This is a genomic window from Kordia sp., from assembly GCF_050633145.1.
GTDB lineage: Bacteria > Bacteroidota > Bacteroidia > Flavobacteriales > Flavobacteriaceae > Kordia.
In genome coordinates, this window is the sequence record NZ_JBOEFY010000020.1 from 107,448 (window position 1) to 129,572 (window position 22,125).

Genomic DNA, 22,125 nt, shown 5'->3' on the forward strand with positions numbered 1-22,125 from the left:
AAATCTATACCTTTTTGAGTAGCACAAATTTGGTGTACTTATAAGGTGTATTTAAAATTTCTTAGGATGGATCTACCAAGAATAATGGTTGATCAAACTCTACAGGTGAAGAGTCATCTACTAAGACTTTCACTATTTTTCCTGAAATCTCTGATTCAATTTCATTGAAAAGTTTCATAGCTTCGATCACACATAGTACACTTCCTTCAGAGATAGAATCTCCAACCTCAACAAAAGAAGGTTTGTCTGGAGATGGTTTTCTATAGAATGTTCCAATAATTGGTGATTTTATAGTAACATATTTTGAATCGTCATTTGAAGCAGCCGGCGCATCACTAGCAGCTGGTGCCGCTGGTTGTGCTACAGGAACTGGTGCTGCTTGTTGTGGAATTCCAGCCATTGGAATTTGCTGCACTACAGTTGTCATTTCGCCTTTAGTTTCTCCAGTCTTAATGGTGATTTTTACATCTTCCATTTCAAGTTTAACTTCACTTGCCCCAGATTTGGCTACGAATTTAATTAAGTTTTGAATTTCTTTTAAATCCATGAGATAGGTTTTAGTCGTTTCTAGTTAGAATTATATGCCCATTTAAGGTAAATAGCGCCCCATGTAAATCCACCACCAAAGGCAGCAAAAATAAGGTTATCTCCTTTTTTGAGTTGTTTTTCATAATCATGTAAACACAGGGGTAACGTTCCAGAAGTTGTATTTCCGTAACGTTGAATGTTCATCATAACTTTGCTTTCATCTACGCCCATACGCCTTGCAGTGGCATCAATGATACGTTTGTTGGCTTGGTGAGGCACCAACCATTGTACATCTTCATTCGACAGGTTGTTATCTTCCATTATTTTGGCACTCACATCTGCCATGTTAGATACTGCGAATTTGAATACGGTTTTTCCGTCTTGAAATACGGTATGTTGATTGTTTTTTACTGTTTCTTCAGAAGCTGGTAATATAGAACCACCTGCATCAATTTTTAGGTATTCGCGTCCAATACCGTCACTTCTTAAGTGTTCGTCTTGCAACCCTAATCCTTCTTCATTTGGTTCAAAAAGAATAGCTCCTGCTCCATCTCCAAAGATAATACAAGTTGCACGATCTTTGTAATCGATAATTGAAGACATTTTATCGGCTCCAATTAGCAATACTTTCTTATAGCGTCCAGACTGTATATAACTTGCTGCGGTAGACATTCCATATAGAAAACTAGAACATGCCGCATGCAAATCGTATGCAAATGCGTTTGTTGCGCCTATTTTACTAGCAGTATATACTGCGGTAGAGGCAACAGGCATATCGGGTGTAGCTGTTGCTACAATTACCATATCTATTTCCTTTGGATCTAAGTTTCTCTTTGCAATAAGATCTTGGGCAGCTTTAATTGCCAAAAATGAAGTTCCCGCTCCTTCTTCTTTAAGAATTCTGCGTTCTTTAATACCTGTTCGAGTGGTGATCCACTCATCGTTAGTATCAACCATTGTTTCAAGTATCTTGTTGGTTAATACATAATCAGGAACATACGCTCCTACAGCTGTTATTGCTGCTGTAATTTTGGTCATACCTTAGCGTTGGTTTTTGTTGATTTTTAACAAAAATTCATTCAAAATTAAACGAAATTACTAAAATTCTGTGATAATCTCGGCAAAATATGTCGTTTTTACATTTTTAACAAAAAAAAACGAGCAAATAAAAAACTCTCACGAAAGTGAGAGCTTTTATGACTAAACATCTATGTGTTATGCTAAGTTTTCTTCTGTTGTATTGTCAATCAATACTTTTCCTCTGTAATATAATTTTCCTTCGTGCCAGTGAGCTCTGTGATATAAGTGTGCTTCACCAGTAGTTGGGCACGTAGCGATTTGAGGAACTGATGCTTTGTAATGTGTTCTTCTCTTATCTCTTCTTGTTTTCGAGATTTTTCTCTTAGGATGTGCCATTTTCTATGTTATTTATTATCCGTTAATAGTTTTTTTAATGTATTCCAACGAGGATCTATTTCCTCTTCAGTTTCTTTTTTCTCTGTACCAGGTTGTAATTCTTCTAACTTTTCAAGTATTTCAGATTCCAATGTTCCATCTTCAATACCAGGATGAATTCTTTTTGAAGGAACTGCTAACACAATCATTTCATATATATATTGTGCTACATTGATTTCATATTCTCCATGAGGAACGATTAAAATTTCTTCATTTTCGTCGTTATACTCATTTCCAAACTTTACAATCAAGTCTAAATTTCCTTCAACTGGTTGCTCAAAAGGTTCATTAGTTACATCACAATTTACATTTACCGTACCTGAGGCATTGAACGTTAGCTCAAGCATGGTTGCTTTTTTGTGAAATCCTAATGTTGCTTTTATCGCAGTTTCATTGAATTCATCATATTCAAAAAGTTCAAAGAACGTATTATCAATTTGATAATCAAACTGGTGTTTTCCTTCTTTTAATCCTATAAAAGGAATCGTAAAGTCCTTTAGTACCATCATCTTAAACATCAGTTTCGAGCGTGCAAAGATATAAATTTTTCTTTACCCACGTAAAGTTGTCAACATTTTTTTGTTTATATCTTACTTGGCTGCTTTTTTAAGGGGTTTTTAGCAATCTCTTTATATAAGTTTCTGTTTCTAAAAATCTGTATTCCAGTGAATACTGCTTCTTTGAAAGAGTTATGATCTGCTTTGTTTTTTCCTGCAATTTCATAAGCAGTTCCATGATCGGGCGATGTACGCACTTTATTAAGTCCTGCCGTGAAGTTTACTCCTTGCCCAAATGATAAGGTTTTAAACGGAATAAGTCCTTGATCGTGATACGCTGCCAATATAGCATCAAAGTTTTTGTAATTGCTAGATGCAAAAAAGCTATCGGCTGCATACGGTCCAAACACAAGCTTTCCTTTATTCTTTATTTTTTCTAACGTTGGTTTTAAAACCTCATCATCTTCTACGCCAATAACACCATTATCTCCTACATGCGGGTTTATTCCTAAAACGGCAATTTTTGGCTTAGAAATTCCAAAATCCTGTTTTAAGGTATTATATATAATGTCAACTTTCTTTTCAATGAGTTCTGGTGTAATGGCTGCCGAAACATCTTTTACAGCTACATGATCTGTCAACAATCCAACACGAAGTGTATCATTTACCATTAACATTAAGCTATCACCTTCTAAGGTTTGTCCTAAATAATCTGTATGCCCTGGAAATTTGAAATCTTCCGATTGTACATTATGTTTATTAATAGGTGCTGTAACTAGTACATCAATAGCTCCATCTTTTAGTGCATTGGTAGCTTCGGTGAATGATTTTATAGCAAATTTTCCAACTTCTTCCGATGATTTTCCGTATTCAATATTCACAGCATCTTTTGAAATGTTTACTACATTTATTTTTCCGTCTTGTGCTTTTTCGGCACTTGGAACACCATGAAAGCTCGTATGCACATTGAAATGCTTTTTTTGAAATGATAAAATTTTAGTAGATCCAAAGATAACTGGTGTGCACAATTCTAACATCCTATTATCCTTAAAGGTCTTCAAAATTACCTCTGTTCCGATACCATTTAAGTCACCAACCGAAATTCCTACTTTTATTTTTTCCTCTTTCTTCATTTAAGTAATCAGACTTTTATTTCTTAATTTTACATGCAAATTTAACTAAATTAATAGATGTTTACAGGGATTATTGAAGAATTAGGTGTGATTACACATTTGGAGCGTGAAAAAGAAAACCTCCACATTACGGTTCAAAGCAGTTTAACCAACGAATTAAAAATTGATCAGAGTGTAGCGCACAACGGTGTTTGCTTGACTGTTGTTGATCGAAATCTCGATGAGAACACATACATTGTTACTGCCATTCAGGAAACGTTAGAAAAAACAAATTTAGGAACTTGGCAAGTAAATGATCGTGTCAACTTAGAGCGTGCTATGAAATTGGGCGATCGCTTAGATGGACATATTGTACAAGGTCATGTAGATCAAATTGCAACGTGTACTGCCGTGAAAGAAAGCAACGGAAGTTGGTATTATACCTTCGAATATGATGAGACGCTAAATAATATTACGATTGAAAAAGGTTCTGTTACCGTAAATGGAACAAGCTTGACAGTTGTAAACTCAGAAAAGAATATGTTTTCGGTTGCTATTATCCCATACACATATAGCCATACAGTCTTTCAATATATGAAAGTTGGCTCAATTGTAAATTTGGAATTTGATGTTATCGGTAAGTATGTTGCAAGACTTCAGGGGCTATCGAAGTAATTACTTTTTTACTTTTTTCCGTATACCATACAATAATCCAGCGGCTAGCACACCTACAAGACCAGCATCGATCGGGAATCCCGGTGGAGGAGGTGGTCCAGGTGGCGGAGGTTCAATTTGGGCGTGTGCTGTTGTTAAAAAGGCTACTGCCAATATAACAAAACACAACAGGGACTTTGGGTTTAATTTTGCCATAACGGTGTAAAAGTATAAAATTATAGGGTTTGACAAAATATTTTAGGTTATATCATTGTAAAAATATCTATGAAACGACAAAAAAAAGCGTCGAACGCAGATTTTTACTAGGTTTTTTTGTGCTACTCCTTTAAATAAACTACTCTTGTTTGATTCTAAATTACAATAAAAAATAGATTTACAACATATATTTTCAAGAAGAATTCTACGGTTATTGTCTATCTTATTGATTAAGATTCTAATAGATTCTAAATTTTATTAAGTTTTTTTTAAGAGTTAGAAAGTAAAGTTATGGATAAATTTGCAACTTAACCATCTAAATGATCTCACCAAATGCGAAATATTATACTTTCGATTCTTGGAGCGTTACTTATTGCTGGTGCTTTATATTTTGGAAAAATTATAGCCACTGATAAAAACAAAAAGAAACCTATCCCTAAAAAAATTGTCAAAACAATATATACAGATACAGTTCAAAATAGTACAATTCCTATTATTATTCCTGCAAACGGAAGTTTGGTTGCCAAAAGGCGTGTTGAATTGTATGCAGAAGTACAAGGTATTTTTAAAACCAATAGAAAATTATTCAAACCTGGACAAAAATACCGTCGCGGAGAAACGCTAATTCGTGTAGATGCTGCCGAATATTATGCAAGTGTACAATCGTCAAAAAGTAATTTGTACAATTCAATTGCTGCTATTATGCCCGATTTGCGATTGGATTTTCCAGATATTTATCCGAAATGGCAAAAATACCTAAGTAGTTTTGATTTGAACAAAACCACGCCTACTTTACCTGAAATGACTACCGAAAAAGAAAAGTACTTTATTACAGGACGCAGTATTGTAACTAATTATTATAACGTTAAAAACTTAGAACAACGTTTATCAAAATATACGATTAGTGCACCATTCTCAGGAATTTTAACAGAAGCCTTAGTTACCGAAGGTTCACTAATTCGAAATGGGCAAAAACTAGGTTCGTTTATCGATGATTCAGCATACGAAATGGAAGTCGCATTAAGCAAACAATATGCAAGTCTGCTAAAAGTTGGTGAAAAAGTAGCCTTAAATAATCTTAATGGAACAGAAACATTTTCAGGTACTATTTCCCGTGTCAACGGAAGCATCGATGCTACTACACAAACCATTACAGCCTATATAGAAGTTAAGGACGAAAAACTAAAAGAAGGCATGTATTTAGAAGCCAACTTGAATGCCAAAGACGAAAAAAATGCAATTGAGGTAGACAGAGGTTTGGTATTAGCTAATGATCAAGTATTTATTGTAAGAGATAGTGTGTTGGATGTGATGGATGTTACTCCTGTATATTTCTCCGACACAAAAGCCGTTTTAAAAAATATTCCTAATGGAACAGTTATTTTATCAAAATCAGTTCCTGGTGCTTATGCAGGTATGTTGGTAAAACCATTGACACCTCAAAAGTCAAAAGATACAGTTGCAACCAAAAAAGCAGAGTAAGTCATGAGAAAAATAATTGCTTACTTTATAAAACACAGCGTTGCAGTAAACATTGTTATTGCTTTATTTGTTGTGTTCGGATTTTATGGCGCTTACACTCTAAATTCTTCTTTTTTCCCTCTGGTCGATTCCAAAAATGTAACCATTAACATTACATATCCAGGTGCATCTCCACAAGAAATTGAAGAAGGAATTGTACTCAAAATTGAAGATAATTTAAAAGGATTAAGTGGTGTAGACCGTGTAACTTCTACTTCCAATGAAAATAGCGGAGTAATTAATGTTGAAATTGAAAAAGGAAGAGACATTGATTTTATGCTATTGGAAATAAAAAATGCGGTAGATCGTGTGCCTTCGTTTCCCACAGGCATGGAACCGTTGGTGGTTGCCAAACGAGAAGCCGTGCGTGAAACCATTTCTTTTGCAGTTAGTGGCGACGGAATTCCGTTAGCGACTTTAAAACAAATTGGACGTCAAGTAGAAAATGATTTGCGTGGTATAGATGGTATTTCACAAATTAATATTACTGGATATCCTGATGAAGAAATTGAAATTGCGATTAACGAAGCGAGTTTGCTCGCATACAATTTATCGTTTTCAGAAGTATCAAACGCTATCAATCAAGCGAGTTTAATTACTACTGGTGGAACCATAAAAACAAACGCCGAAGAATATTTAATTCGCGCCAACGCACGTTCCTATTACGCAGATGAATTGTCTAATTTGGTTGTAAAATCAGATGCATCTGGACGAATAATTCGCTTAAAAGATGTGGCTCAAGTACGCGATCAGTTTTCAGAAACGCCAAATGCTAACTATTTTGATGGCAATCTTTCTATCGATATTAGCATCACGAGTACCAATACGGAAGATTTAATTTCTTCCGCAGAAAAAACGAAAGAATATATTTCAACGTTCAATCAAAAATATGACAATGTAAAATTAGATGTTGTTCGCGATTTATCGACAACTTTAGTACAACGTACAGCATTGTTAACAGAAAATGCGGTCATAGGAATGATTCTCGTTCTCATATTTTTATCATTATTCCTCAACACACGTTTGGCATTTTGGGTAGCGTTTGGGTTGCCGGTAGCATTCTTAGGAATGTTTATGTTTGCGGGATATTTCAATATTACAATTAATGTATTGTCCCTTTTCGGGATGATTATTGTAATTGGTATTTTGGTGGATGATGGAATTGTTATCGCAGAAAATATCTATCAACAATACGAAAAAGGAAAATCGCCAGAAGAAGCAGCTATTGATGGTGTCATGGAAGTATTACCTGCCATTATTTCTGCCATTGTTACTACAATATTAGCCTTTTGCATCTTCTTATTTTTAGATGGTAGAATTGGTGACTTTTTTGGTGAAGTTTCTATTGTTGTAATGCTAACATTAATTGTATCATTAGTAGAAGCCTTGATTATTTTACCTGCGCATTTGGCACATTCCAAAGCATTGCGCGCTCAAAGCAAAGAACCAAAAGGCTTATTGCCAAGACTGTTTTCAAAACTACGTTACATTAATACGTTTGGCGATTATATTATGAGTTGGCTGCGCGATAAAGTATACAGTCCAGCATTGCGTTTTTCCTTAAAGCATAAATTCTTAACCTTCTCCTTTTTTATTGTCTTCTTAATCTTGACACAAGCAAGTTTTCAAGGCGGAATTATTAGAGGTGCATTTTTCCCAAGAATTGCCAGTGACCGAATTACCATTACGCTCAATATGCCAAATGGAACCAATGAAAAAGTAACGGACAGCATTATTACCTATATAGAAAGTAAAGCGAAAGAAGTTACCAAAGCAATTAATGATGAGTACATTGGTGAAAATTCCGAAAAATATTTAGTAGAAAATATAATTAAAAGAATTGGACCCGGTTCTTCAACAGCTACTTTACGAGTGAACTTATTACCTGGAGAAGAACGTCCAAACGAAATTACATCCGATTTGGTTTCAAACCGAATTAAAGATGCTGTTGGACCTGTAATTGGTATTGAAAGCTTAGTATATGGAAGCGGTGGAAATTTTGGAGGACTTCCAGTTTCAGTTTCTTTATTGGGGAATAATATTGCCGAACTCAAAGCTGTAAAAACAGAACTCAAAGAAGTACTTAAAAATAATGTCGCGTTAAAAGATGTCACTGATACGGATCCGGCAGGAATAAAAGAAATACGTTTAAAATTGAACGAAAGTGCGTATGCATTAGGTTTAAATCTTAGAACAGTGATGACACAAGTTCGTTCGGCATTTTTTGGAGCGCAGGCACAACGTTTTCAACGCGGGCAAGATGAAATTCGCGTTTGGGTTCGTTATGAAAAACAAAATCGTTCTTCTATCAATAATTTGGACGACATGCGTATCATCACGCCAAGTGGACAACGTGTTCCTTTAAAAGAAATAGCGAGTTACAGCATTGAACGTGGAGAAGTTGCCATAAATCACTTAGAAGGTCGTAGAGAAATTCAAGTTTCCGCAGATATTAAAGACACCAAAAAAACAAGCGCAACAGATGTGATGGCTGAGATTAAAAACGAAATCATGCCAGAAATTTTATCTCGTTATCCAACCGTAACACCATCCTACGAAGGACAAAATAGAGAACGTAACAAATTAATGGATTCGTTAGGACCTGTAGGTCTTACTGTATTGATCTTAATTTACATTGTCATTGCATTTACGTTTAGAAGTTATAGTCAGCCATTATTATTACTCTTATTAATCCCACTTAGTTTACCAGCCGTAGCTTGGGGACATTGGTTTCATGATTTCCCTGTAAATATCCTTTCCATGCTTGGAATTATTGCCTTGATTGGAATTATGGTAAATGACGGACTCGTCTTGATTGGAAAATTCAATAACAATTTACGTGAAGGCTTATCGTTTAATGATGCTTTGTACGAAGCAGGACGCACACGATTTAGAGCAATTTTCCTAACCTCTATTACTACCGTAGCTGGTTTAGCGCCATTAATTCTTGAAAAAAGTAGGCAAGCACAGTTTTTAAAACCAATGGCAATTTCTATTGCATACGGAATTGGTTTTGCAACAATATTGACATTAATTGTTTTGCCAATTTTCTTATCGTTTGGTAATTATGTGAAGCAACAAGGAAAATGGTTGTATTACAATAGAAAAATTACCAAAGAAGAAGTGGAACGTGTGGTACGAGAAAAACGTCACGAAGATCATCTTTTAGATGAAAAACAAAAAAAAGAATTAGCAGCAGAAACTGTATATGTCCTTAACCAACAAAACGAAGCAAATGCAGAATAAAATTTATAGCATCATCATTTTAGTTTTCTTCGGAATGTATATGAATGCGCAAGAAATGCTTACACCAGATGATGCCATTCAACTAACATTGGAACATAATTATGGAATTAAAATTGCCAATAATACGGTAAAAGTAGCCGAAAATAATACGAGTATTTTTAACTCTGGTTATTTGCCAACTGTGACAGGAAGTGCAGGCGCAACCTATAATTTAGACAATACTGAAGCCGAATTTTCTAACGGAAATACAACGATTTTAAATGGTGCCGAAAGTTCGCGTTACAATGCATCTGTAAACCTCAACTATACATTATTTGATGGTTTGGGCAGATTGTACAACTATAAACGACTCAAAGAACAATATCAATTATCTGAGTTGGAAGCACGTGAAACGATTGAAAATACACTGCTTCAACTATTTTCTGTGTATTATTCGGTGGCGCAACTTTCTGAAAATACACAAACCATTAAGGAAACTTTTGAAATTTCGAAAGAGCGTTTAACGCGTTCAGAATATCAATTTGAATATGGTCAAAACACAAAATTAGATGTATTGAATGCTGAAGTTGATATTAATAATGATAGTATCAGCATTGTAAATACAGAACAACAGCTCATCAATGCCAAGCGCGATTTAAATGTAATTTTAGGTAATAAGCTTACGCAAGATTTTAACGTTAATACGGATATTTCGTTTTTGTTTCAGCTTGATAAAGAAGATTTATGGACAAAAACGCAGGCAAACAATGTTTCATTATTGCGAGCAGATAAAAATATTGACATTAGTACTTTGGATGTAAAATCGAATCGATCGCAATATTTACCAACCGTAGGACTAACAGGAAGTTATGGCTGGAACAAAAATAATAATAATGCGGCATCATTTGTAACCGTTTCTACTAATACGGGACTTTCTGGCGGTATCAATTTAACATGGAATCTGTTTGATGGTGGAAGTACGTTAACGCGTGTAAAAAACGCGAAAATTGCTTTGGAAAATCAGCAATTGCAAAAAGAACAGATTTTAATCGATTTGGAACGAAACTTCAACAATGCTTGGGACGATTATAAGAATAAAGTATTGATCTACGAATTGCAGGAAGAAAACATTAAAACGGCGCAAAATAACTTTAGTCGTACCAAAGAGAAGTTCAAAATAGGACAAGTGAATTCTATTGAATTTCGACAAGCACAATTGAACTTATTAAATGCTGAACTGAGTAGAAACCAAGCAAAATACAATGCAAAACTAGCTGAATTGGTGATATTGCAATTGAGTGGAGATTTGTTGAATGTGAAGTTTTGATTCTCAGGTATTAGACTGCTTTGCTAGTTAGAACGTCCTTATTCTTTTTTAAACTGTGTTCAATTTAACATTTTCAACTAAAAGCTTAAATATCAACACTATATAATTAAAAACTATATAAAACCCTGATCATTGGAATAACAACGTTTTTGAAACTAATTGTAAAAGCCTTACTTTTAGCGAAAAATTGTCTAATTTCTAAGGTTTTTGTAGGGTTTTTTCTCGAGTAGCTGTTTTAATAAAAAAATATGCGCATTCGAAAAAAATAATGAATTTATATTCATTGTAATGATAATTCAAATGCCTAAAAATTTTTTAGATTTTTTTTAAAAAATAGTCTCTTAGTTTTTTAAGATAACCATATCTGACATAACAGAGCCTGCCAAATTAAAACCAATATTATATGAAAAAGTTATTACTTGTTCCATTACTTTTATGGACTTCCTTTATTTTTTCGCAAAACAATCCTACTACAATTATTCAAGGTGAGTTTTTAGGAAAAACAATGCCGCTTAGGGACTTTGTATTAAGTCAAGAGCAAACCTACAGGGTAAACGAAATACGTATCGTACCCAACAACTTAAGAGCAAATGAAAAATTGGATCCTACAGGACTTCCATTAGATGGTGTTGATCCATTAAGACAAACTAATGCTGAAAATAGTTATACGGCATCGTATGCTTTAGAAGGAAGTTTTGACGGTATTTCAGTAAATGAAGGTGGTGGTGCTACACCTCCAGATCCTACAGGAGCTGCTGGACCAAATCATTATGTAAATGCTGTAAATTCTGTTGTAAAGATTTTTGACAAATCTGGAAACACATTAGCAGGCCCAACTCCTTTAGGTACATTTTTAGGTAATGGAGCTAACAACGGTGACCCTATTGTAATGTATGATCATCTTGCTGATAGATTTTTTGTAAGTCAGTTTCAAACGTCAAACAACGCTTTAATTATAGGGGTTTCAGATACACCAGATCCGACAGGAGCTTATAACGTATATGAATTTGCTTTAGATGCTTTTCCTGATTATCCTCACTATTCAATATGGCCTGATGGATATTATTTAACTGCAAATAAAAACTCAGGTAATTCAGTATACGTAATAGATAGAGATGTGATGATTAATGGAGGTACAAATCCTCAAATTGTAGGTTTTACACTACCTGGGATCGTTAATAATCCAAATACCGTTTTCAGTCCTGAACCTGCGAACCTTTTAGGAAATATTTATCCTACTGATGTTCCTGGATATATTGTATATCTTCAAGATGATGGATGGAATCCTGGAATAACAAGTGACCATTTAAAAATATGGGAAATTGATATTGATTGGGCCACTCCTGCAAACTCAGTAGTTTCAAATCCAATTGATGTTCCCTTAGCTGCTTTCGATTCTGTATTTGCTCCTTTTGGAACAGGTGATGTTGATCAGCCAGGAACAAATCAAAAAATTGATATGATTGGTGGTGTAATATCATATGCTGCAAATTATAGAAGTTTTGGAACTCATAACTCATGGGTTATAACATTTAACGTAGATGTAGACGGTAATGATACTTCTGGTATACGTTGGATTGAATTAAGAAACAACGATACAGATGGTTGGAGTGTTTATCAAGAAGGTACGTATGCACCTGCAGATGGTCACAGTCGATTTATGGGCTCTGCCGCAATAGATTTACAAGGAAATATTGGATTAGGTTTTAATATTGCTAGTGGTACTTTACCAGTTGGTATTTCGTATACTGGTCGTTTTAGTACAGATCCATTAGGACAAATGAGTGTTGCAGAAACTACAATAGTAGCTGGTACTGGAGTACAAACATTTTCTAACAGATTTGGTGATTATTCGCATCTTACAATGGATCCTGATGGATTTACTTTTTGGCATACAGCCGAATATTTTAGATCTAGTAATACATGGCAATCTCGAATAGCTTCTTTTAGTTTATCTCCTGGTTTTGATAACGATGTAGGAATCATCGCAATTGTTAATCCTGAAAATGGAGGTTTATCAAATGCAGAAACTGTAGAAGTAACTATAAGAAATTTTGGTAACTTAAATCAATCAAACATTCCTGTAGAACTTAGAGTTGATGGTACATTAATAGCTTCAGAAGTATTTACTGGTACAATTGCTTCAGGTGATGTTGCAAATTATACTTTTACACAGACTGCAGATTTATCTAGTTATGGTCAAACGTACACACTAGAAGCAAAAACTACACTTGCTACGGACGAGTTTACATTAAATGATCCGTATAGTAAAGATGTTACTCACTTACGTAACAATGATGTTGGAGTTGTAAATATTAGTTCACCAGTAAGCGGAACTGGTCTTGGAAATGAAACTGTAACTGTTAGCGTTAGAAATTTTGGTGCTAATGCACAAAGTAATGTACCTGTACAATATACTTTAGATGGTGGAGCACCTGTTATTGAAACTATAGCTGCTACAATTAATCCAGAAGAAACAGTTCAGTACACTTTTACGCAAACTGCCGATTTATCAGCTATTAATACGTATTCAATCACAGCTTCTACAACATTGGTTAGTGATGAAGAGCCAAGTAATAACAGTACTACTATAGCAGTTGAAAATATGATTTGTGCACCTTCAGCAAACTGTAGTCTTGGTGATGGTTTAAGATTATTTTCTGTTGCTGAAATAAATAACGCTTCTGCATGTGAAGGTTATGGTGATTTTACAGATCAAATTGCAAGTTTAGAACCAGATACAACATACCCATTAACTGTTACAACAACTTATGGTAATCAATATTTAACTGTTTGGATCGATTTTGATGATAGCAACTCTTTTGAAGTAAGTGAAAAAGTAATTACTGATTATATAATTGGTGCCGGGCAAACTGGTGGTACTTTCACTGAAACTGTAGACTTGGTAATACCTGCTGGTGCAGCTACAGGTACTCATAGAATGAGAGCAAAAACAAATTGGAATGCTGTTGTTCCTGATGATGCATGTGAAGAAACTACGTATGGTGAAACTGAAGATTATACCGCAAGTATTCAAACTTTAAGTGTTGAAGAGTTTGCATTTATCAATAACTCAGATCTTAAAATTATTGAAAAAGGTGAAAATCAATTTGAAGCCGTATTAACTACTTCTTATAGTGGTGATGTATATGCTGCTATATACAATATTAATGGGCAACAACTTAAGTTTAAAGATCTATCTAAGTCATCTATCAATTCTTATGTTGTAAAATTAGATATGTCACAAGCTGCTGCTGGTGTATATACTTTAAAAATAGGAGGAACAAATATAGACTCAAACATAACACAAAAATTTATTGTGAGATAATACTGTTTGAAACGTATTTTTTAACACAATAATACATACCAAAACCATCAATAGGATCTTAAGATTTTATTGATGGTTTTTTCTTTGAGTTAAGTTTAAACAGAAGCTTATAAGAAATCTAATAATCTAAAAGCAAAGCAGTCTAAAAGGCAAAGCCGATTCTAACAATCTAACAATTCAAAAACAAAGCGTGTCTAAAGATCTAAGGAGTCTAAAAGGTGAAGCCACTCTAAAAGCGTAGAGCGTCTAAAAATCTAACAAATCTAACTTCCAAGTTCCAACTTATACCCAACTCCATGTACATTGATGAGTTTGATGCTTTCGTCTTCTTTAAGTTTTTTGCGGAGTTTGGAAATGTAGGTATCTAAGCTTCTTCCCACAATAACACCATTGTCTTCCCAAACTTTCTTTGTCAATTCGTCGCGAGTTACGACTTGATTTAAATTAGCTGCAAATATTTGAAGTAACTCACATTCTTTTTTAGAAAGGTTAATTTCTGTTGCTTGTTTTACTAATTTGTTTTGCGTAGGATAAAAATAAAAACTTCCAATGGCAGAGTGCTCAGGAGTTTCTTTGGGCATTTCCTCTTTTTTTCCCTTTCGGAAGAAGAAAAATTCCATCATCAGAAAACTTATAAAAACCAATCCATATAATATGGTTGAGATCGTAAATATAGAGCTGCTACTAGACGTAAATCGCACTTGAATGGTATAACAGCTTTTTGGTAAATATCTTCCCTTACAAGGAATAATAGTGTTTTCTTCCAACTTACTTATTTCATAACTATAGGCTACTTCTTCATCAACACATTGTAATACCTCAACCAAATAGGTTTTTGGCAATTTAGCGCTAAGGAAACTATCTTCTATAATAGAAACCATTGTGTTGGGTTCAAACGCTAAGTGACTCTTAAAAGAAAGTTCGTATTTAGAAGTTTCTATTTCCTTTATAGGTAAAATTAGTGACGTAGAATCTTTTTCAGATAATAGTAATTTATTGCCCACATCGCGCAGTGCAATTTTTACCTTTTCTGAAAACTTAGTTTTTTCGGTAGTACGTGTTGAAAATATCCAAATACTTAACACTATGATTACCAAAATACTATAAATATATACTCTCTTTTTACTCATAACAGCTGTAAATAACATACAATTTCATGACTTTTTACAAGTGTTGACACTTCTTTTACACTTTTTTGACATTTTTTAGTACGTCTTCAATCTAGTTTTACTTCGAAATTAAAAATAATCATAAAAACAAAACAGATGAAAAAATACATCCTAGTTTTCGCATTCACGATATGTTCAATAACACTATCTAACGCACAAGAACAACTTCCTATCAATACTTCAAAAAGTGAGATAAAATGGTCCTGTGATTATAGTTTCTATTTTAATGGACATTATGGCTTTGTAAATTTTCAAGAAGGTTATTTTATCAAAGCTAACGATAAAATTACGGGCGGACGCTTTATTATTGATCTCAATACCATTATGGCAACCGATATGGAAGCAGAAGGCAACAAAAACCTCACGAAACACTTAAAAGATGCTGACTTTTTTGATGTGAAAAAATATCCAAAAGCAACCTTAGTCATTACTGAAATTACCTATCATGATGCTACACATTTTGAAGCAAAAGCCAATTTAACAATTAAAGGCATTATAAAACCTATAAAGTTTCAGGCAACGCTAAATTATCAAGCAAAAACCATGACAACAAAGTTTAAAATTGATCGTACACGTTGGAGCATTAACTATAATAGTACCATAAAAGATAATGCTATTTCGGATGCTGTAGGTTTTGAAGTGAAATTAAGTTTATAAGGAACTTTTTTTTAAGTGTATAACAATACCGTTTATACTTTATTTAATTGAAATAAGGTCTTAGAAATTATTACTGAAACGTAAATATTGATTAAGCAAACGATGCTAATTAGCAAAATTTGATTTGGGCCACTTTCAAATATGATATAGCTTAAAATAATTGAAATAATGGGCAATGCTGAAAAGAATATTACATTAATTATTAGATACAACCATTTGTTTTTGATTTGATAATCTAATCCAAAAAACAAAGCTTGCCTGTCTTCAATACTAAGAGTACTTAGATTGGACTTCTCCAATTTATGTGATAATAATTTAAGATTAATTGACATGAAATAAAAGTATAATAAAATCCCTAAATTTATTAAACCACCAAATAAAACAATTTGACTTAATGAGATATTAAAGTTTATTATAGGAATTTTAATGTCTTCACCTTCTCCAATATTTTTTATTTTATTTTTTAATAACGCTTCATCTTTTTTAGCTTCTTTATAATTTATGCTAGGATTATTATCTATCGTTTTAGGAAAGTTTTTTATATCCTCTTTACTAACAATTGAAGCTTTAAAGTGATTAAATTTTGTGATTGACGTTAAAAAAGTAAATGAAATGGTGTCCAAATTTTTCACAGACCATTGCAATTTTTTCTTAATGTAATCACTATCAATTTTTAAAACTTCAGTTTTGTCAAAATGCAACATCATAACAGAATTCATCCATGAGTATGTAATTCCTTGTTTAAGACTATCTATATCGATTTTATCTTGAAAGGATTGAACATATACTAAATGCTGAAGTTCTTCCTTGCTAAGCTCATTAAAACTTTTATGGCGCTTATGACTGAATTCCATTTGTCTTAAAGCATTTAAATAATTTGATAAATTTACAGCGGCATAATCAACATAAGATTTCGAATTATTAAAAGTAGGAGTGTCAAATACTTTTTTATTTATAATTTTTAAAGTGAGCATGTTAAAACTACTAACCATGCAAATTAGACTGTAAGGGCCAGCTTGAGTTTCATTATAATCCTGAATAAAAGGTGAATAGCTATTGTATAAAACTTCAAACTTTCCCCAAAGAGAATCATTTGTAGTTTCTAATAATTGGCTATGGCGCTCTTTGTATTGTTCTAAATTACTATTCTGTTTTAGGAAAATAAAGAGTAACGTAATAATAAATATTAAAAGTATAGCACCTACATTAACAATTCTATGTCTTAGGTATTTAATCCTTTCTATATATGTATTTACTGCTAATTTTTCCATTTATTCTATAGTTTTAAGACTAGGTGTCATTACAAAATACAAAAGTCCTATTATTATGATAACCAATAGAATAAAACCAACAAGTTTCCAATTGATATTTGGTGCTACTGGTGCTGATGTTTCTTTAATAATATCTTCTTTGATTATCATTTTAAGTATGTCATCGTCTTCTTCTTGAGATAAACTAATTTCATCTTTAGCGATTTTAAAAGCGGCTTCAAAGCTTTCCCCAGAACTTATAGAGTCATAAAAAGAACTTGAAAAAATCATGGCTTTATCATTTCCTATGGATGTTTTCATACCAATCACACAATGAATATCATTTGAAAAATTTTCAATATCATTCAAACTAAAGCATGCAGATAATACCACGCATTTTAGGTATTTATTATAGTTTGCTAAGAAATCTCCTAATTGTTGAGTGTAGATAGTTTCAGAGTATCCATTTCCATCTTCAAAAACAATAGTATTATCATCATTTCCATGTCCAGAAATATGAAGAATATTTGGTTTATGCCTATTCAAATACCTTCTCATTGTTCTTTTTGTAGAAGCATCTCTTACAATTAATTTATACTTATCTTTTATTGGCTGTGAATCTAAAACATCTTTTATGATATTTATTTCATCTTTTAACCTAAGTTGACGTGTGTCTTTTGGGTTTACTCCTATAAATAAGATTCTCATACGAGTTAGAGTTTTAAATTTTTTATTTTTGGTAAAGTTTCCTCATTTGGATCTTCAGAAATTTGGCTGCTTCTATAATTTACTTCTTCTAAAATTAACCGAACCATTCTATGGTCCTTATAAACATCTTTAGCTTTAGGAAAAGTAAGCAAGGTCAAAGATTCAATAACAGAAACATCTGTTTGATATGTATCTGCATCTTTAAAATCTAAAAAGAAATCATCTTCTCCATCGGAACTTCTAGTGATTTCATAACTAGCATCTACAATACCATTGCTATGAAGCAGATTGGACTGATTTGTTATATAAGCAACTCTAGATAATTCATTATTCTTATTTAGATAATAAACAACTTTCCAAAAAACTCTTGGAATTTTAATTTGTTTACCTTCAACTTTAGTAACAAAATATGGGTCGTTATGGTTAAGAACTGGTCCTGTAAAAACACTTATTTTTAAGTTATTTTTTACACTTTCAGAATGAAGAATATAATTTTCAATCCGTCTCCATATACTTCTATTTAATCTAGCGTGTTGAGGCACTGCGTTAGTAAAAAAGAACGTAGAATCAGCGGCTTTTTTAGCTTCAAATTCATCAATTCCCCATTGTGTATCCTCTCTTTTGGTCATATGTCCTCTATCAAAATCACTTTTTTTTGCATCGTATAATTCATCACCAAATTGATGATTTAGAGGAATTCTATCATCTTTTTTAAAATCGCTTAAGCGGTCTAATTTTTCGATAAATTTTGATCCGTCAATATTAGCGGCAGAATAGTATGGGAATCTTCGGAATGGATTCTGAAAAACGGAATAGTTGGTATACTCTAAACAATAAGTATCTGGATTAAGTCCATTTTCTTCATATTCTATAATTTGTCTTTTAGAAAGGCTTGGAAATTCTATAAACGAACCTTCAATAAAATTTTTCTTAAACCCCATATTTTAATTGATTCGTAATTATAATTATCTGAATTGATTTAAGTTTTACTTACATCAAATAAGAGATGTTTCTAAACAATATTAAAAGTGTTATTAACTTACTGAAATTAGGGAAAGTAACTTTATAAAGTTACAAAAATGTTTCATTTTCTTTCGAAATTATAAAGAAATATTATAAATGAGTTATCGCAAATAGTTTAATCATAGAACAAAAAAAGATCAATGACTGTTACACTTATCAAAGCTTTCGTTTTTGAAAGTATTGTAAAGCTTAAGCTGCTTTCATTGAAAATACATTCGCAACTCATTAATGCTCCGTATAAATTTCTCGCCAAAAACTCTTAAAAACCAAAAAAGCTCCTTAATTTCTTAAGAAGCTTTCAGTTGCAAAAAGTGGTCCCACTTGGGCTCGAACCAAGGACAATACCGTACTAACAATCAAGTATTTATAATAATCATTTAAAAATTGCAACCTTAAAGTATACCTTTTCACAGTAATTTTTCATCAGTGAAACTGAAATAACCACATTTTGTAATAATCAAATGATCTATTAACTGAATGTCTAAATAGTTGCAAGCTTGTTTTAGTCTCTTAGTAATATTTTTATCTGCTCCGCTTGGTTTTAAACCTCCGCTTGGATGATTATGGAGTAGTATAACACCAAAAGCATTACATTTTAAAGCAATACTTACAACTATTTTAATATCGATAATACTACTTGTTCCTCCTCCTTTGGATAACTCATGCATTCCTAAAACAATGTTTGAATTGTTTAGTAATAGTATTTTTACTTCTTCTTGGAACTCAATTGTATCTTGATTCCACTTATCCATTGCCACCTTATAAGTTTGTTGGCTATTGGTAATTTTCACTTTGCAGTTATTCTCATTGGAATAACTTACATTGATTTCTGGTATGTTCATGATTGTTATAAATAAAAAAAGCCCCTTAAAAAAAGGAGCTTCGATTAATGTATTGAATTTTATTAGATATTATTTTGATAGGACTATGACGCTTTCCCTCATATGCCCATTAAGCTTTTGTTGACTACTAGAATTTATTACTCTAGCCATTCTAATTTCTTCTACGTTAAAATTTAAATTTTGTGCAATTTCAGCCAAAATTAAATCTACATTACAAATTTTCTTACCATATGCAGAATTAGAAACATTAATATATGCACGACCTTTATCATTTAGTTTGTTATGTATATCACTTAAAACACCCTCCATATCGTTAAAATATCCCTTTATCATATTAGGTATATTCTGATTCCACAAACTCCCATTTAAGCCCTTTAGATGCTCTAAAAAATCATCTATCTCTCTTATGTTAGGGTAATTAGTATCTGGAAGCTGTATTTGGACATGTGATGTTAATGCGCTTTTTCTAATTTCCCTTTCTCTGTCAAATTTCTTAACATATCCTAATATCCATAACTCCAACCTATACACATCAGTGTAATCTCTTGAGTTTAAATACGGAGGTGAAGTAATGACTAAGTCAAAATCATTATCTTTTAAATCTTTAATCTTGTTTCTAGAATCTCCTTGAAAATAGGTATTGAAGTTATTTATATTTCTTACAGATATTTCATTTGTTCTTATATCAATTAAGATATTATTACATATTTCCAAAAACTTAGCATGAACTTGCTTTCTAGTAAAAGTTCTTTCTTTCCAGTTCTTCCTGTAACTTAAACATTTTCCATTTCTATAAACATTACTAAATGGTATTAATATATTAGCTAAAGCTATTTCAAATAATATACTGTAATAATACTCTTCTTCTTTAAGAGTATGTATCATTTTTAAAATGTCTGCGATTGCATTAGATACATTTTTGTGAAAAATCCACTTGTCTTTACTTTCATCCTCAAAAAAAGTTTTAGATTCTAAAACAGGGAGTTTTATTCTTGATTTACAAGAATCTAGATATAGAACAAATTCACTTGTTAACTTCTGAAATTTAGTACTAGAATAGGAATATAATTTAGCTCTAGCTACGTTATAAAAAAAAGGATTACTTTCTATTGCATAACACTCTATCCCTAAATTTTGGCAACTCAAAGCGGTCGTTCCTATTCCTCCAAAAGGTTCTAAGCACTTATTAATTGTTTCTTGTTGTTCTCCTATAAGTCTTCTAACAAATTCTGACGAATAACCTTCAACAAAAGAATACCAACGATGAGTAGACTGAAATTTATTTGTCCCAAATGAAACTAAATTTGAATATTCTTCACTGTAATCTAAAAGTCTGAACTGGCTATTATTCTTAATTATATTCACTAATTTAACAATCTTACGGAGTCAAAGTTCTAAAAAGAACCATTAATTAAAACTTTCTCAAAGGTAATGTAAATCAATCAAAAAAGGAATTTTATAAAAGCTTATTATTAATTGATTAGAACAACTATTAGGTTAATTAGGGTGTGAGTTTAGAATCTTAAAGTCTTTAATTTTTTTAAACTTTGGATAATATTTTTTTAAGCTTTCATCTAGATTGGTTTCATCAAAACTTTCAACTGTATCAACTGAATTATTTGGTCTTGCATCAAAAACAGCAAGATAGCCTAATTTTATATTCTTATTTTCCTGATATAACTGTCTTATATAATCAACTGATTGTAAAACGGCATTAGGATTTATATCATCTGAAGTATATGATGTTCCTACCTTTTGTCCTAAGGGGTGAATACTAATACCAACCCATTTCACTTCAATTAAATAAAGCTCTCCAAAATCATCATTTATAAATATATCAAGCCTTTTAAAATTTTCCATTATGTACTCTTTACTTAAAACATTGGCTTTTAAATTTCTTTTTAAAAACATACGTAAATCTTCACGAAATCTATCCTCTGGCTTATTTTCTAAAAGTTGAGTATGATCTTTCAAAAATTGTTTGTAGTCATCTTGTGTGGGATCATTTTTTAAATGCTTGCACAATGACCGTTTACTACTATTTGAAACAAAAAATTTAGTGTAAGTATCCCTATCTTTTAAATGTTGACTACGATACTCTTCAAATAATTCTAAAATTTTAGTAATATCTCTTAAGCCATTATAAGAATTTAGAGCATCTGAAGTGAAAAATATGGTTGCCCCTATATCTTTACCATGAATAAAATAATGTACACCTTGAGAACTAATTAAAAAAACACAAAATTCCTTTGACAATTCTAAATAATATCTTCTGGCTTCATTATTGTCTTTCATCTCTCTTCTTTCATGATCAACTAAATCAAAACTCCTATCAAAAAGTAAATGGTTATTAATAACACAAGTATCAGAATCTAATATTGAAAACAATTTATCAGTATAATTTTCAATAATATTTTCAACTTCCTCATATGAAATTAAAAATGCTGTAAAATCTTTCAAAGGTCTGTCATTTTGATATGAAACCAAACTTCTGTGTAGATTCTTAAATTTATCTGTTTCTTGAATCCCATTTTTTGTTCTTATGTATATTTGAGATTCTTTTTCTTTTAAAAACTGTTTAAAAGACTCCTCCTTAAAATTAAATTCCCCCAT

Annotated in this window: 18 protein-coding genes; 6 read left to right on the forward strand and 12 right to left on the reverse strand. The window is 32.2% G+C overall.

Translation table 11 applies throughout. From position 1 onward, the window contains the following. Window positions 1–61: 61 nt before the first annotated feature. From accB to pdxA, 5 genes are all read right to left on the reverse strand, one after another. Window positions 62–547 (reverse strand): acetyl-CoA carboxylase biotin carboxyl carrier protein, encoded by a 486-nt coding sequence (gene accB / locus ACRBBL_RS10260; protein ID WP_431368953.1) that lies wholly within the window; start codon window positions 545–547, stop codon window positions 62–64. A 20-nt stretch (window positions 548–567) separates the two neighbouring features. Further along, window positions 568–1,566, reverse strand: a complete 999-nt coding sequence (locus ACRBBL_RS10265) for a beta-ketoacyl-ACP synthase III (RefSeq protein ID WP_431368954.1) — start codon at window positions 1,564–1,566, stop codon at window positions 568–570. Window positions 1,567–1,743: 177 nt separating this feature from the next. Continuing rightward, on the reverse strand, window positions 1,744–1,944 hold the full coding sequence (gene rpmF / locus ACRBBL_RS10270; RefSeq protein WP_007095829.1) for a 50S ribosomal protein L32: 201 nt from the start codon (window positions 1,942–1,944) through the stop codon (window positions 1,744–1,746). 8 nt (window positions 1,945–1,952) lie between these two features. Continuing rightward, window positions 1,953–2,492 (reverse strand): YceD family protein, encoded by a 540-nt coding sequence (locus ACRBBL_RS10275; RefSeq protein WP_431368955.1) that lies wholly within the window; start codon window positions 2,490–2,492, stop codon window positions 1,953–1,955. A gap of 74 nt (window positions 2,493–2,566) precedes the next feature. Next, window positions 2,567–3,613, reverse strand: a complete 1,047-nt coding sequence (gene pdxA, locus ACRBBL_RS10280; protein ID WP_431368956.1) for a 4-hydroxythreonine-4-phosphate dehydrogenase PdxA — start codon at window positions 3,611–3,613, stop codon at window positions 2,567–2,569. Window positions 3,614–3,670: 57 nt separating this feature from the next. Between pdxA and ACRBBL_RS10285 the strand changes: the two genes are divergently transcribed. From ACRBBL_RS10285 to ACRBBL_RS10305, 5 genes are all read left to right on the forward strand, one after another. Next, window positions 3,671–4,267, forward strand: a complete 597-nt coding sequence (locus tag ACRBBL_RS10285) for a riboflavin synthase (RefSeq protein ID WP_431368957.1) — start codon at window positions 3,671–3,673, stop codon at window positions 4,265–4,267. Window positions 4,268–4,795: 528 nt separating this feature from the next. After that, the gene (locus tag ACRBBL_RS10290; RefSeq protein ID WP_431368958.1) at window positions 4,796–5,944 is read left to right on the forward strand and encodes an efflux RND transporter periplasmic adaptor subunit; all 1,149 of its coding nucleotides are present in this window, start codon (window positions 4,796–4,798) and stop codon (window positions 5,942–5,944) included. Between the two features lie 3 nt (window positions 5,945–5,947). After that, window positions 5,948–9,229, forward strand: coding sequence for an efflux RND transporter permease subunit (locus ACRBBL_RS10295; protein ID WP_431368959.1), 3,282 nt, complete (start codon window positions 5,948–5,950; stop codon window positions 9,227–9,229). Further along, window positions 9,219–10,535 carry a TolC family protein gene (locus ACRBBL_RS10300; RefSeq protein ID WP_431368960.1) on the forward strand — a complete coding sequence of 439 codons (1,317 nt, stop codon included), beginning with the start codon at window positions 9,219–9,221 and terminating at the stop codon, window positions 10,533–10,535. The genes ACRBBL_RS10295 and ACRBBL_RS10300 overlap by 11 nt, the downstream gene beginning before the upstream one ends. Before the next feature lie 403 nt (window positions 10,536–10,938). Continuing rightward, on the forward strand, window positions 10,939–13,863 hold the full coding sequence (locus ACRBBL_RS10305; RefSeq protein WP_431368961.1) for a GEVED domain-containing protein: 2,925 nt from the start codon (window positions 10,939–10,941) through the stop codon (window positions 13,861–13,863). A gap of 263 nt (window positions 13,864–14,126) precedes the next feature. On the opposite strand, the gene ACRBBL_RS10310 is transcribed toward ACRBBL_RS10305, so the two are convergent. Continuing rightward, the gene (locus ACRBBL_RS10310) at window positions 14,127–14,993 is read right to left on the reverse strand and encodes a winged helix-turn-helix domain-containing protein (protein WP_431368962.1); all 867 of its coding nucleotides are present in this window, start codon (window positions 14,991–14,993) and stop codon (window positions 14,127–14,129) included. Between the two features lie 135 nt (window positions 14,994–15,128). On the opposite strand from ACRBBL_RS10310, the gene ACRBBL_RS10315 reads away from it, so the two are divergent. Next, complete coding sequence (locus ACRBBL_RS10315) at window positions 15,129–15,689, forward strand: YceI family protein (RefSeq protein ID WP_431368963.1); 561 nt, start codon at window positions 15,129–15,131, stop codon at window positions 15,687–15,689. 32 nt (window positions 15,690–15,721) lie between these two features. Here the strand turns inward: ACRBBL_RS10315 and ACRBBL_RS10320 are convergent, their stop codons facing one another. From ACRBBL_RS10320 to ACRBBL_RS10345, 6 genes are all read right to left on the reverse strand, one after another. Continuing rightward, complete coding sequence (locus tag ACRBBL_RS10320) at window positions 15,722–16,960, reverse strand: hypothetical protein (protein ID WP_431368964.1); 1,239 nt, start codon at window positions 16,958–16,960, stop codon at window positions 15,722–15,724. Next, window positions 16,961–17,647, reverse strand: coding sequence for a CHAT domain-containing protein (locus tag ACRBBL_RS10325; RefSeq protein ID WP_431368965.1), 687 nt, complete (start codon window positions 17,645–17,647; stop codon window positions 16,961–16,963). 5 nt (window positions 17,648–17,652) lie between these two features. After that, window positions 17,653–18,588, reverse strand: coding sequence for a DNA/RNA non-specific endonuclease (locus ACRBBL_RS10330; RefSeq protein WP_431368966.1), 936 nt, complete (start codon window positions 18,586–18,588; stop codon window positions 17,653–17,655). A gap of 489 nt (window positions 18,589–19,077) precedes the next feature. Next, the gene (locus tag ACRBBL_RS10335; protein ID WP_431368967.1) at window positions 19,078–19,512 is read right to left on the reverse strand and encodes a JAB domain-containing protein; all 435 of its coding nucleotides are present in this window, start codon (window positions 19,510–19,512) and stop codon (window positions 19,078–19,080) included. 69 nt (window positions 19,513–19,581) lie between these two features. Then, window positions 19,582–20,877, reverse strand: coding sequence for a hypothetical protein (locus ACRBBL_RS10340; protein WP_431368968.1), 1,296 nt, complete (start codon window positions 20,875–20,877; stop codon window positions 19,582–19,584). Between the two features lie 132 nt (window positions 20,878–21,009). After that, a complete protein-coding gene (locus ACRBBL_RS10345) occupies window positions 21,010–22,125 on the reverse strand; it encodes a hypothetical protein (protein WP_431368969.1) in 1,116 nt (371 codons plus the stop codon).